Source organism: Streptosporangium sp. NBC_01810 (assembly GCF_035917355.1).
In the GTDB taxonomy this organism is placed as follows: Bacteria; Actinomycetota; Actinomycetes; order Streptosporangiales; family Streptosporangiaceae; genus Streptosporangium.
This window is the reverse complement of record NZ_CP109070.1, coordinates 1746522-1760816: the sequence shown is the minus strand read 5'-3', so window position 1 is coordinate 1760816 and position 14295 is coordinate 1746522. Positions and strand designations below refer to the sequence as shown.

Here is a 14295-nt window from a genome sequence, read left to right as displayed (position 1 = left end):
GCAAGACCCTGCGAATGGAACTGCACGCACAGCCCATCCGAGTCAAAAAAGCCAAGGGAAACGGCTTCACGCCGATCGACACCACCCTCGTCGAGGAAAACGGGGTCATCAAGCCCAAAGCCGTCAAGGGCGATCTGACCCTGTCGGTGGGCGACGACACCGCCTTGGTGAAGAGCAAGAGCGCGCAGGGCACCGCGGAGATCGCCGCTTCCGGCAAGCTGCCCAAGCCGAAACTCGCCGGGAACGCCGCCACCTATCAGTCCGCTTACGGCGAGGACATAGACCTGGTGGTCACCGTGACCGCGACCGGCTTCCGGCAGCGGATCATCATCCGCGAGCGGCCCGCCGGCCCGTTGACCTTCCGGCTTCCGGTGGATCTACCCACGGGCATGTCCTACGGCAAGGACGCCGCCGGACAGCCCACCCTGCTGGCCGAGGACGGCAAGAAGAAGATCGCCGATATTCGGCCGGCGCCGCTGCTCGACGCTGTGGCCGCCGACGGCAACGGGCCGATCGACGCGGGCAAGGTCGGCAAGGCCGCCGTCGGTGTGGAGCAGGACACCTCCACCCTGGTGTTCACCCCCGACGTGACGTTCCTCGCCGATCCGGCGGTTTCCTACCCGGTGACCTTGATGGCCATCGACTCCGACTGGTGGGAACCGTCCCTGGGCAATGACACCTTCGTCAACAGCCTGAATACCAGGACGGCTACTACAACAGCAGCCTGGACCGGATCCTGGTGGGTAAGTCCAACAACGGGTCGGTGCGCTGGCGCAGCTACATCCGCTTCGACGAGATCCCCGCGGACTCCCTGCTGCTGGGCGGGGCGGTTGACAACGCCGACCTGGTCCTGTGGAACCACCTGTCCAACGACTGCGGCGAGTTCGTCGGATCCGGCGTCACCGCCCGTCGCATCACCCAGCGGTGGGATGTCTCCACCCTGACGTGGAACAACCAGCCGCCGGTCACCGGCGCGAGTGCGAACACCGAGTACGGCGCCTATCTCCCCGGCTGCACCCGCGGCTACATGGACTACGAGCATGACCTGATCCACTCTGTGAACGGGATCGTCCAGGCATGGGCCGATGGCCAGCCGAACTACGGCTTCCAGCTCACCGCCGGCAACGAATCCGACATCACCAACTGGCGCCGCTACCGCACCCAGGAATACACCTGCTGCAGCTCGGGGGCCCACGCTCCCAAGCTCACCGTCGACTTCACGCCCGCTCCGATCGAAGTGGTCGTCTACTCATACGACGGAGCGCAAAGGACGACACCACCGACCTACGCGGAAGCCCTCGCCATGCAGGTCGACACAGCGGAAAACATTCCCAGTCTTCCTGCGATGAGCGCTGGGAATGAACAGCTTCTCACAGAGCAGCAGCTTTACCCGGAAGAGATCCCGACGGAACAACTGCAACCGATCGACGGAGAAGCAAGGGGTGACGAACTAGGCGACTGGGACGGGAAGGGTGTCGAGGGAAGCGAGACAGGTGACACAAGCTCGCCGACCGTGGTTGCCACCACCCCCGGCAGCGATGCGGAGAACGTGTCTCCGGGCACCGAAGTCGAGGTGACTTTCAGCGAGCCGGTATGGGAACCGGACATCTCAATGAAGGACGCTGTGGGAGTGGAGGTTCCCGGCGACACAACAGCAGCCGCCGATGACAAAACATTCACCTTCACGCCGACCCATCCTTTGTCCTCGGGGACTCGCTACACGGTACAGGTCAGCGACGCCGTCGACGCAGCCGCCAACCCCTTCACCCCCCACTTGTGGTCCTTTACGACAGAGATTCCGGAAAGTGGCCGCTGGACGTTCGACGAGGGAACGGGAAACACCGCAGAGGATTCATCCAGAAACCAGAACGATGCGATTCTGAACGATACGGCTTCCTGGATTCCAGGTAAAAACGGTAGCGCCGTTTCGAACGCGGCTTCTCAGTCGCGGGTAGCCGCCTCCCTTGATGCCGTCAAGCAGGGGAAGGCTGTTGCGGTCGTCGGTGAGACGTCCGAAACGAGCCTCACCTACGCGCAGCCCGACGGGAAGACGTTCAAGACCGAGATCGCCGCAGGTCCTGTACGGACCAGGCAGGGCGGCAAATGGGTGCCGATCGACACCTCGCTGGTGGCGCATGGCGGCGGACTTCGCCCGAGGATGCTGCCATCAGGTGTCACCGTGGGAATTTCCACCGGTGGTACAGACGCGTTCGTGAAGATGACGGCCGCTGACGGGCGGTCCTATGCGCTGCGGTGGCCGACCGCGCTGCCCAAGCCGGCCATCAGCAAGAACGTGGCCACGTACGTCGATGCGGCGGGCCGCGGCGCGGACCTGGTGGTGACGGTGCTACCGACCGGATTCCATCATGACGTGGTGCTGCGCGAGCGGCCCGCCAAACCCCTGGAGTTGCGCATCGGGGTGGACACCGGCGGCCTGACCCTGACCAAGGGCAAGGGTGGACGCCTGCTGCTCACCGACACCAAGGCCGGCGCGACCGGCACGGACGAGAGCAAGGACGACAAGCTCGTCGCCTCGGCGCCGCAGCCGGTGATGTGGGACGCCTCCGCCGGAGCTCGCCTGGCCAAGGGCCGCCTGCCCCAGGCCCGGCACGCGAAGATCGCCACCGACGTGGTGACCACGGGCGGCCGCACCGAGCTGGTGCTCAAGCCCGACCACGCCTTCCTGTCCGACCCCGCCACCCGGTATCCGGTGCGGGTGGATCCGACCACTACCTTGCCGTTCAACCATGATGTGGAGGTCGCCTCCACCAGCGACGCCGACTTGCCGGCCGATCCGACCGCCGGGTATCTGATGGCCGGGCGGTTGTTCGGCGACTTGTCTCGGGTGCATCTGCGCTTCGACACCGCCGTCCTGGCGGGCAGCACAGTGACCGATGCCAGGCTGTCGCTGCTCAACATCGACGCCCAAGGCTGCGGCCCCACGGTCGGGCCGGGCATTCAAGTCCGACGCCTGACTTCGGCGTGGGATGAGAACAACCTGTACTGGGCCAACAAACCGACCTCCACCACCGAGGACGCCCAGATCAACAGGGTCGCCCTCGGCCCGACCTGTGAGCCGGCTCCGCTAGAGTGGCCGGTCACCGCCATCGCTCAGGACTGGGCCGGCGGCGCTGCCAACCACGGCCTGGTGCTGCAACACCCCAACGAGGCCAACACCAACGACAACTACCGGGTCTTCCCCTCCGCCGAGGAGACCTTCGAGTTCAACTCCCCGCCCAAGCTGACCGTCACCACCTCCGGCCAGGCCTCGGCTCCGGCGATCACCGGCTTGACGGTGACCCCGGCGCAGAACGTGGCGGGCATCACCACGGTCACCTCGCTCACCCCGCAACTGGCCGCCACCGTCTCCGACACCATCGGCGGCACCCTGACCGGCCAGTTCGAGATCGAGCACGACCCCACCGCCACCGGGCAGGGCACCGGCCAGATCTGGACCGGCACCTCCACCGCAGTGGCCTCCGGCAGCCCGGCCACCATCACCGTCCCAGCCGCCAAGCTGACCGACGGCTGGAAGGTGCGCTGGCGCGCCCGCGCCACCTCGGCCACCGCCTCCTCCGCCTGGTCGGACTGGCAGCAGGTCACCGTCGACGTGCCCAACCCCACGGTCGGCCAGTTCCAGGTCACCCCCTCCACCCTGGTAGACGGCAAGACCGTCACCACCAGCCTCACTCCGAACCTGCTCACCACGGTCACCGACCCCGCTGGCCAGCCAGTGCGGGCCGAGTTCGAGGTCGAGCACGACCCGGCCGCCACCGGGCAGGGCACCGGCCAGATCTGGGCCGGCACCTCCACCGCGGTGGCCTCCGGCACCCAGGCCGCCGTCGTCGTCCCCGAGGGCGAACTGGCCGACGGATGGCTGGTGCGCTGGCGTGCCCGCGCCACCTCGGCCACCGCCTCCTCCGCCTGGTCGGACTGGCAGCAGGTCACCGTCGACATGCCCAAACCCACGGTGGGGAACCTCACGGTCACCCCGTCAGCGGTAGTGGACGGCACGACCACGACTCGCACGATCATTCCGACCCTCAACGCCACGGTCACCCACCCGGGTGGGCAGGCGCTGCGAGCCGAGTTCGAGCTCGAACACGACCCGGCCGCGCCTGAAGGCCAGGGCACCGGGCAGATCTGGGCCGGGGCCGTGGACGGCGCCGCCTCCGGCAGCCAGGCGGACATCGCTGTTCCAGACGGGAAACTGATCGACGGCTGGAAGGTCCGCTGGCGCGCCCGTGCGGTCGCCGGAGAATCAGCCTCGGCCTGGTCGGCGTGGCAAGAGATCAAGATCGACGTCGTCCAGTCGGGTGAGGAACCGCTGGCGCAGACCGCTGGATCGGTCATCCGCACCGATGAGAGTTTCACCGCGGCGGCCTGGCTACGGTGGAGCGACAAGGACGGCGACTACATCGTCCTGGAACAGAAGGGTGTCCACCAGGCTCCTTTCCGCCTGGGCAACACCGCCGACCACGGCTTGGTGTTCACGCTCACCAACGCCGACGCTGCCGGCGCCACCCCCCAGGGCGTGCTCTCCGGTGTCGAACCACCGGTCGGCGAATGGTTCCACCTCGCCGGGGTGTACGACGCCGAGGCTGACACCGCGACGCTATATCTCAACGGCACCCCAATCGGAAACGACGTGATTGGTTTCTCCGGATGGGACGCCGACGCCGCTATGACGTTGGGTACCGTCATGCGCGGAGACCTCGACGACGTTCGGGTGTATCAAAAGGCGTTGTCAGCCGACGAGGTCGGCGCGCTTCACGGCAGCACGACCACGGTCGCCGCCTCACCGTGGGAGTCGGAGAGGGGTGGCGAAGGCGAGCGTGACGAGCCGTCCGAGTCCTCTCCCGGGAAAACCGTACGGTCCAGCCAGCAGAGTGCCGTACCCGACCCGTCGTTCAATTACCAACATTTCACACTCGACACGTGTAAGGCGGAAGGACCGAAGCAATACAAGAAGGGCGTCTGGACCGCCGCTTCCGTCTACAGCGGCTGCACCGTCAGATGGTATGGAATGAGTATTTGGGTCCCGGACCCGGAGGACATCTTCGGAGGAAAGAAGAGAAAGACGAAGAAGAGGCCGGACGGTACCGTCGAAGAGGAGACGGACCTGATATGGCGGTCGACGGTGGTCGTCAACACCTACCTGGGCATGCCTGACGGAGAGTTGATCCGCGATCCAGGAAGCGATGGAGCGACAGGCTCACTGAAGCCCAAGGACATCTCGGTATGGGTCAGCCTGGACAACATCACTCCGGATCACATAGCCGCAGGCCAGCAGGAAATGTCGCTGGAGATGACCGCCGCATCAAGTGGGCCTAATTCGACCTGCGCTAAAACGGTCGACGGAGATTGGGCAGGGAGGATCGACGAGTGGGGAACACGCACTCGGTACTACCGATTCAGATCCACGTCTTCCAGCGATGACGTGCGTCGGTGCAGCGTCTTCCCGTGGCTGGTGTTCATCAACGCCAATTTCATGGACACGAACGAGGCCGTTCCTTTGTGGGACAGGCCGAAGGAGGAGCAAAACGGCAGCTGGAACCCGCCCACTGTCTGCTGCGAGGACGAGGTGATGGGAGGGATGCTCAACAACGTTCCCGACGATAAGCAGATCAGATACACAGGTGCGTGCACTTTCCCGGAAGTCAGCCGCATCTACAGGATAAAGACGGACGACCCCGATAGAGGTGCCGTCGCCCAGCACCTTTGGAAGGCGTTCAATCAGCCGGATTCCACCGTTCCCTCGAAGGCTCCCGTACCGAAGATCATTCCAGGAAACTGGAATGGGACAACGGCTGGCACCAAGGCTGCATTGACGCGCGTCAACGAAGGTCTGCTGCGCCCGGGGACCCCAAGGGAAGAACATGGGGCGCGGTTCAGCTGAGTGCGAGGAAGAAAGCGTGCAGGCCGCTGAAGACCGCCGGTCATTGCGACGAGTACCCATTCAATACCGCCAAACAGGGACCTGGGTGGGGAGACGGCAACTTCTCGGTCAAAAAAATAGTTGGCATAGAAAACACCAATGACGGGCGGCAACTGCAAATCTTCTACTCCCGTTACCGCGTTCTTGTCCCCGACGGCACAACCCGTCTCGACGGGGATAAGTACTGGGTCAGCGTCACCGGGCCACCGCCCCAAAATCCATAGATAATAAGCTCGCCACAACATGAGGGTGTCGCCGTCCTGTCGAACCGACAGGACGGCGACACCCTCGGCGAACGAGGAGATATGACCACACCTTACAGTCTCTACGATCTTGTTTCTGCTCACGAAGGAGGCCATGGCTCCCTTGCCGATTTTTATGTGACGTGGTGTGAAGGTGTCAGCGTTGAGAACGTCGCTCGTGTCATGGGCGCCGATATCGATACGGTGACGCCATGCAAAATCGTAGGCTGGGGATCCGGCTCGGACGGAAGCGGACGCGAGGACGGCAACATTCTCGTAGGGGCGGCCGGAACATGGACGTTCCTGCTGGGAGATTATCGCTGCGTTGGCATCGACTCGGTGGTCGGCCTGTCGAAAAACAACGGGCGGGCCCTGAGCATCGAATGGAGTGTCCATGGAGAAACCATCCTCAGGTATGCGGCAAACGGCGAGATCGCCACTGTTCTCGACATCACCTACACCGAGGACCGATACGGAGGCGACCCCAACGCCCTGGATTCACATATGGAAGGTCTGCGCTTCGACATCATTGATGACGACGTCGAGGACGGGGTCACCGACTTGCGTGAGAGCTTCACCTCGGCGTTGATTCTCGTAGAGCGGATCACTGGACAGAAAATCAACAAAGAATGGCTGGACGCTGTTTATGCCTGTTACGTTCTCCCGGCAACCGTGAATGAGTGAGAAGATCCCGGTCTCTCGGCACCTTTACGGGTTCTTCGATCTTGAGGGGGGAGCCCAATGCCGTTTAGTTAATGATCATCCTCTGGCTCGGGGTTGTCGGGGTAGGAGCGCGACGGTGGGCGGTCCTGCGTGCCGGATTCCCTTGTCGGAGGGGCGGCGTTCCCTGTAGCTGCTTCGTCGGGTGCGTTTGACGGCTCGGGGGTAGCTGCGGTGGCGGCGGGAGGGGTTGCGGGGCCGGCCGACCTGGTACTGAGCCGATCGTAAGTTTTGGTACGTGTTGGGTAGCGGTGGGAGATCGAGTTCCGGCAGGCGCATGCTGGGGGTATGGCGAGAAAAGGTCGCAGAGCGACGTTCGAGGAGAAGGTTTTCGCCCTCCGGTTGCTGGAGGAGGGCATGTCACCGGATCGGGTGGCCGAGGCGCTGGGGGTGGGCCGTGAGTCGGTGTTTCGGTGGAAACGCCAGGCCCGGGCAGGTGGTGACGAGGCGCTGCGGATCAAGAAGGCGCCGGGTCGGCCGCGGCGGCTGACGCCTGGGCAGGAGCAGAGCGTCAAGGCGGTGGTGCGTGATGTCACCCCCCGTCAGGTACTGGGGACGGCGGTGGCATTGTGGACGCGGGCGCTGGTGGCGTTGGTGATCGCGGCCTGGTTCGGGATCGGTTTGTCGGTGGCGGCGGCCGGGAGGTTGCTGCGCGGGCTGGGCCTGTCGCCGCAACGCCCGGCCTATCGGGCATGGCGGCGTGATCCGGCGGCCGTCACCCGGTGGACGACGGTGCTGTTGCCGCAGATCTGTCGCCTGGCCCGGGCACGGGGGGCGCTGGTGTTGTTCGCCGATGAGATGAGCATGCGCGTCGATCACCGCGCCGGGACCACCTGGGGACTGATCGGACAGACCCCGGTGGTGTGCGCCGGGGCGCAGCGCCGGTCGGTGAAGATGTTCTCGGCGGTCGCCGCGGACGGCACGCTGCGCTACCGGCTGTGGCACGGCTCGATGGACCGCTGGGCGTTTCTCGGGTTCTGCGCGCAGCTGCTGCGCACCGTCATCGGGCCGATCTTCCTGGTCGTCGACGGCTCCTCGATCCACGCCGCCGCCGCGGTGCGTGATTTCATCGCACGTACCGGCGGCCGGTTGCGCTTGTTCTTCCTGCCCGCCTACGCCCCCGATCTCAACCCTGATGAGTGGGTCAACCAAAACATCAAGGCCCGGGTGGCTCGTGAGGCGGTCGCCGATGAACACGAACTGGCCGCGGCCATGCACAGCGGCATGCACCGGCTACAGAAACGCCCCGACATCGTCCGGGCCTTCTTCACCGACCCGCACCTGACCTACATCGGCGCATAACGCCGATAGTCCCAAAACTTGTAGGGTCGGGGGCTGGCGCGGTGGCTTCTCCTGGCGGGAGGGCCTGGGGCCTTCCTTCCGTCGGTTTCCCGGACGGGTGTGCCACCCCAGTGGCCGTGACCAGGTTCTTCGCTCCGTTTCCAACCCCCGCCACCTCGATCCGTGCATGCGGTTCTCCCGCACACGGCTCACCGACGTCGTTCACCGCCGGCATTCGGCCTTTCCCGCCAGGGCTTGCCCGCCCTGGGCGCGACGACGATTCCATACAGGCTGATCAAGCCGAGATCGCTGAGCGAGCGTTTCAGCACGCCCCGGCCGTAGCTCCGGCTGCGCCGGTGTTTTCGGCTGAGGAACAGCGCCAGGCGCATCCAGGCGAACTCTCTGATCTTGCTAAAGCGCCGGGCAGAATGCCCGTACCGGAAATAGCCAGCCCATCCCCGCAGGAACAGGTTGACCTCCTTGGTGATCGCTTCGGTGCGAAGCAGCAGCCTGCGGCCGTCCGTGAGGTCACGGATCCGGTCGCGGGCGTGTTGCATCGCCCTGTCTGAGGGCCAGCGAGCGAGGAAAACGAACGGCCGTTTCCCGTTGAACCCGCGTGAGCGCACCAGCCGGTGGTGAAAGCCCAGGAAGTCCAGGCCTTCCCCACCGACCTCCAGGTGCACGATGCGGGTCTTGGCGGCCTTCGGCTCCAAACCGAGTGCCGCCAGCAGCTCCGTCAGGCGGGCCAGGGCCCGCTCGGCTTGACCGCGGGACCAGCACATCACGATCGCGTCGTCGGCATAGCGGGCCGGCACGCCGTCCGCCTCGTCCCACGCCCGATCCAATCGGTGCAGGTAGACGTTACAGAGGACGGGTGAAACCACGCCGCCTTGTGGCGTGCCGGTGACCTCTCGCCGGATCTGTCCGTCCTCCATCACCCCGGCGCGCAGAATCACCCGCAGGAGCTTCAGGAGCGACTGATCGCAGACGCGTTCCTCGATCGCACGCATCAACTCATCGTGCGGAATCGCCGAAAAGCAGTTGGCGATGTCCGTCTCGACCACCCACCGGCGGCCCCGCGCCTGCTCCTCAATGAGCACTTGCAGAGCATCGTGTGCTGAGCGCTTCGGGCGAAACCCGAATGAGCAATCAGCCATGTCCGCCTCGAAGACCGGTTCGAACACGATCTTCACAGCGGCCTGCACGATCCGATCCCGAACAGCGGGAATCGACAACGGCCGGTACTCGTCCTTCAGCCCAGGCTTGGGGATCATCACCCGGCGCGCGGGCAATGGCCGATACCGGCCCTGCCGAAGTTCCGCGGCCAACTCCTCAAGAAGCCGGACGATCCCGTACTCCTCGATGTCGGCCAGCGTGGTCGCGTCGATGCCCGGTGCGCCGTTGTTGCTGCGCACCATGACCCACCCGCGCTCCAGAACGTCTCTGCGATAGACCTTGTCCATGAGCGCGTGGAACCGACGTCCGGGATCGGCCTTGGCCGCCCGGTAGAGCACATGCTGCAAGGCGCGGACCGGATCACGCGGAACACGCGGCCCCACGGCGGCGGGAATAGCCAAAACGGCACTCACCGAGCCCCTCCTCCACCTCAATATGCATCGACGAAGTAGCGGCCCTTCCCTCACCGCCGGTTATGTTGTCCGGTCGGCTCAAGCAGTACTACGGCCGCCTCCGACGCCCACCCGGCCAGCAATCCACTTCCCGGCGTTGACCGGTTATAGGACGCCACGCTCCGGTAACACCTTCCGCAGGTCACCGGGCCGGGGAGGGCCTCCCCAGTTCCCGCCGTCACTATCGATACGTTCCGCGCCCCATACGCCGGGGAGTTCTTCGCGGCTGCAATTTCCAGGCTCTTCGCCGCTTCCATGGCCTTCACCCCGATCACGAGGGGCTCGGCTCTCCCTTGTCCCGTCCGAAGACGGCTGAGTAACGACGCCGCAGGCTTCGCGTCATGCTACGGACCGCATCGTCGCTCCCCCTTAAGGGCTTTTGACGCTGGGCTTCGACCCCGCCCGTTTCCAGACGAAGCCGCCAGCCTGCTACCGGGCCTCCTGGCAGCTACCCGGACCGGACTTTCACCGGCAAGCGACGACGAGCTTACGAACATGCAGATCAGCCGCTATGTCACGGCTTCACCTCCAGTTCTACTGGGCGCACATGATCGGCTCAGTAGACGGTGCGCACCCAGAGTGTGTCGTGGGGTTCGGGGGGGAAAGGCCGCCCGGTCGGTGACCGAGCGGCGCACGATACGCAAGGTGGCCAGGAACTTGATCCGGTCAGGGTCGATCCCTGCGGTGGTGGCCGCGACGCAGATCAGGGTGGCCAGGGCCCAGTGGGTGAGCAGGTAGGCCCAGATCTCCTGGCGCACCAGATCGGGGGTGCGGGACCGCAGGATCCGACCCGGCCCGCGCAGATGGGTTTTCAGCTGGTCGAACCCGGTTTCAATCCGCCACCGGTGATGCACCTGTAGCTGGACTGCTCTCTATTGCACCGTCTGGGCCTGGGGCGATACTCAGCGTGGAGGCGTTGCTGCGACTGGTGGCCTTGGTCGACCGGTTGCGGTCCCCGGTGTCTGGTGAGGCAGGTGAGGCCGAGTGCCCGGTGAGCGCGGTGAGCCCCCCGATCCCGGATCTGGGTGAGGTTACCGATCGAGAGCCGGCAAGCAACGGTGAGGTTGCTGGCCGTGTTGGCGGCTCGGGCCGTGGTCGGCCGGAGCGGAGGCGGGCGTGATGAGCCTGGCGGGGTATCGGCCTTGGGGCCAGCCTCAGGAGAAGATCCGCCCGGAGCATCGGGACCGGACGGCGGTGGTGTATGTTCGCCAATCCAGCCGGCAGCAGGTGCTTGAGCACACCGAATCGACCCGGTTGCAGTACGCGCTGGTCGAGCGCGCGGCGGCGCTGGGCTGGGCCCGTTCCCGGATCGTGGTGATCGACGACGATCTAGGGGTCTCGGCCGCGATGGCCGATGCCCGGGTGGGCTTTGCCAAACTCGTCACCGAGGTCACGATGGGACGTGTGGGCATCGTGCTGGGCATCGAGATGTCCCGGCTGGCGCGCACCGGCCGAGACTGGCACCAACTGCTGGAGCTGTGCTCGCTGTCGGGGGCGCTGCTGGCCGACCCAGATGGTGTCTACGACCCGAGTTTCTACAATGACCGGCTGCTGCTGGGGTTGAAGGGCACGATGAGCGAGGCCGAGCTGTACCTGATCCGGCAGCGGATGCTGTCGGGCAGGCTGGCCAAGGCCGAACGTGGGGAGCTGGCCTTCCAACTGCCGATCGGGTATGTTCGCCGCCCGTCGGGAGAGGTCGTCTTCGACCCCGATGAGCAGGCCCGGCACGTGGTCGGCCTGGTCTTCGACACCTTCACCCGGCTGGGCACGCTGAACGCGGTGCTGCGCTACTTGGTCGACCACCAGATCCAGTTGCCGGTCCGGGTGCGTGGCGGCCTGGCCAAGGGCGAGCTGGAGTGGCGGCGCCCGACCCGGGAGACGTTGCAGATCATGCTGCACAATCCGATCTACGCCGGATACTACGCCTACGGGCGGCGCCGGGTCGACCCGCGCCGCAAGCAACCGGGTCGGCCCAGCACCGGGCGCATCGTCCGTGATAGCGACGAATGGCTGGTGCTGCTGCCTGACCGGATGCCCGCCTACATCACCATCGAGCGGTATGAGGCGAATCTGGCCCGGATGGCGGCCAACCGGCAGACCGCCGCCTCGCCCGGAGCCCCGCGGGACGGCTCGGCGCTGCTGGCCGGGCTGCTGCGATGCGGCCGATGCGGCGGCGGGCATCGCATGAGCGTGCGCTACCACACCCCCAGCAGCCGCAACCCCGCCCACGGCTACGTATGCGCCTACAACCAGGTCAATTACGGCACCGGCGGGCCCTGCCAGCACATCGCCGGGCCCGCCCTGGACGCTTATGTCACCGGCCAGGTGCTGGCCGCGGTGGCGCCGGCCGCGCTGGAGATCTCGATCCACGCGGCGGCCCAGGCCGAGGCCGAACGGGCCATGCTCGACAAGCTCTGGCGCCAGCGCCTGGAACGGGCACAGTACGCCGCCGACCGGGCCCGCCGCCAGTACCAGCTGGCCGAACCGGAGAACCGCCTGGTCGTCCGGCAGCTGGAAAAGGAATGGGAAGCCGCCCTGGCCGAGGCCGACCACCTGCAAACCGACTACCAGCGGTTCACCGAGTCCCTGCCGATGACACTCACTGACGCAGAACGTCAGGCGATCGGGGAGCTGGCCGGCGATCTGCCGCAGATCTGGAACGCGCCCACCACTGGCCAGGCAGACCGCAAGGAACTCCTGCGCACCCTTATCGAGAAGATCACCGTCGCGGTCATCGGGAACAGCGAACTGGTGGATGTCACCATCACCTGGGCCGGCGGGCACCACACCACCGGCCAGGCCATCCGGCCCGTCGCCCGTCTGGACCAGCTGTCGTACCACCCGCGGCTGCTCGCCCGCGTCACCGAGCTCGCCGAACAGGGTAAGACCACCCGGCAGATCGCCGACACGCTCAACGCCGAAGGGCTCCGGCCGCCCAAGCGGACCAGCCGCTTCGAACCCGCCCAGATCCGGACTTTACTGAACCAGTACCGCATCGTCGCCCCGCGGCGACGCGATCGACCCACTGCCCTGGCTGACCTGGACCCCGGCGAGTGGACGGTCCCGGGCCTGGCCGCCGCCCTGGAGATGCCCCTGGCCACGGTCTACAACTGGATCTACCGAGGATGGATCACCGCCCGGCACGCCCCCGAAGGCAACTACTGGATCATCACAGCCGACGCCGCGGAACTGCGGCGGCTACACCAGCGCCGGAGTCGGCCGCCGGGCTTCTACACCCGCGCCCGCTGGACCGAGCCCCCCGACGAACCATCCCCGCAGGACGGAGTCCCACAGTGAAAGACGAACACGACTTGAGGGGCACCACAGGTGGCGTATCTCGGCTTCCCACCGCTGGTGGTAGCAGGAGGCCAGGTGCTCGGCGGTGGCGTCGGTCGGGTCGAGGATGCCGGTGATCAGCCTGATGTGGTCGCCTTTGCGATCGGGCACGGTGTAGTCGACCACGCGAACGACCACAGCCCGGTCGGGGTCGAGGTCCCGGCCCTGGCGGGCGTCTTCACGCAACCGGTCCTTCTGTGACCTGTGCAGGCCGACCACGGGGTTGGTGATGACCGCGAGCCAGGACCCGTCGTCCAGGTCACACAGCCAGTACGGGCGGAGCCCGGCCTGCACCCGCCACAGCAACTGGGCGCCGGTACGGCGGGCCTGCCCCCAGGCGTAGAAGCTGTAGAAGCCGCGATCGGCGAGCAGCAGCATGTCCTCCTCCAGCCGCTCGTACAAGGAGTAGGCCAGGGTCTGTTCACCGTCCCAGCAGCCCGACATATCCGCCGCGACGATCGCGTGAGAGCCGCACTCGCTGATCGCCACGACCCGGGCCTGCGGGAAGGCGGTTTCGTACCCGCCCGAGCTGTCCTTGGGGAACTCTTCGAGGTTCGCCGGAGTGTCGGGCAGGTCGAGCACGAACCCGTCGATCGCCATCAGCCGCCGGCGGCCGAGCCAGGCACCCGTCGTCGTCGGGAAGGCGGCTGGGCGGGCCACACGCTCGAATACCTCCCGGACTGCCTCGGCCCCCAATCGCTGACGAGCCTGGGTGACGGCGCCGCGTGTCGGCGGTTCCCAACCCGAACCCGGCACCGAAGCCAGCAGCCCGGTCAGCTTCTCCGCGGCCTCCTCGTAGTCGTCGTCCGGGAACAGGCATAACGCCATCAACAGGTAGACGACCACATGTGCGGGAAGCTTCCGGATCCTCTCCTCACGGCACCCGTGCAGCTCAATCGCCGCATCGAGCACGTGCCGGGGCACCAGCGATGTCAACGCGCCCAACCCCACCAGATCCGTCAACCGGCCCGAACCGCCGACCTTGATCAACTACATCCGGCGACGCTACCAGCACAAACCCTATCTAAACGGCATTGGCTCGGGCCGCTGACGGCGGTAACGGTGCGCCCGGCCGGGGTGCGAGATCGCGCCGGGGCCATACCCGAGGGGTCCCCCGGGAGACCTCGACCCCGGCAGCCAGGTCAAACCC

7 protein-coding genes and 1 pseudogene are annotated in these 14295 nt (G+C 66.1%); 5 read left to right on the top strand and 3 right to left on the bottom strand.

Going from position 1 to position 14295, the window contains the following annotated elements:
• The first annotated feature begins 739 nt into the window (after nt 1-739).
• The 4 genes from OIE13_RS08115 (at nt 740) to OIE13_RS08105 (ending at nt 8202) form a co-directional block, all read left to right on the top strand.
• Nucleotides 740-5899: a DNRLRE domain-containing protein gene (locus OIE13_RS08115; protein WP_326829823.1), complete on the top strand. Its 5160-nt coding sequence runs from the start codon at nt 740-742 to the stop codon at nt 5897-5899.
• Nucleotides 5794-6162 carry a NucA/NucB deoxyribonuclease domain-containing protein gene (locus OIE13_RS36595; protein WP_442816062.1) on the top strand — a complete coding sequence of 123 codons (369 nt, stop codon included), beginning with the start codon at nt 5794-5796 and terminating at the stop codon, nt 6160-6162. The genes OIE13_RS08115 and OIE13_RS36595 overlap by 106 nt, the downstream gene beginning before the upstream one ends.
• Nucleotides 6163-6243: 81 nt before the next feature.
• Nucleotides 6244-6864, top strand: coding sequence for a DUF6461 domain-containing protein (locus tag OIE13_RS08110; RefSeq protein ID WP_326641454.1), 621 nt, complete (start codon nt 6244-6246; stop codon nt 6862-6864).
• 324 nt (nt 6865-7188) lie between these two features.
• A complete protein-coding gene (locus OIE13_RS08105) occupies nt 7189-8202 on the top strand; it encodes an IS630 family transposase (RefSeq protein WP_326829503.1) in 1014 nt (337 codons plus the stop codon).
• A 188-nt stretch (nt 8203-8390) separates the two neighbouring features.
• On the opposite strand, the gene ltrA is transcribed toward OIE13_RS08105, so the two are convergent.
• A complete protein-coding gene (gene ltrA / locus OIE13_RS08100) occupies nt 8391-9770 on the bottom strand; it encodes a group II intron reverse transcriptase/maturase (RefSeq protein WP_326829502.1) in 1380 nt (459 codons plus the stop codon).
• Between the two features lie 635 nt (nt 9771-10405).
• Nucleotides 10406-10660, bottom strand: a pseudogene (locus OIE13_RS36590) (IS4 family transposase); the annotation flags it as partial.
• A gap of 268 nt (nt 10661-10928) precedes the next feature.
• On the opposite strand from OIE13_RS36590, the gene OIE13_RS08095 reads away from it, so the two are divergent.
• Complete coding sequence (locus OIE13_RS08095) at nt 10929-13106, top strand: recombinase family protein (protein WP_326641456.1); 2178 nt, start codon at nt 10929-10931, stop codon at nt 13104-13106.
• On the opposite strand, the gene OIE13_RS08090 is transcribed toward OIE13_RS08095, so the two are convergent.
• Nucleotides 13008-14135 (bottom strand): IS4 family transposase, encoded by a 1128-nt coding sequence (locus OIE13_RS08090; protein ID WP_326829822.1) that lies wholly within the window; start codon nt 14133-14135, stop codon nt 13008-13010. The two genes, OIE13_RS08095 and OIE13_RS08090, sit on opposite strands and share 99 nt — an antisense overlap.
• Between the last annotated feature and the right edge of the window lie 160 nt (nt 14136-14295).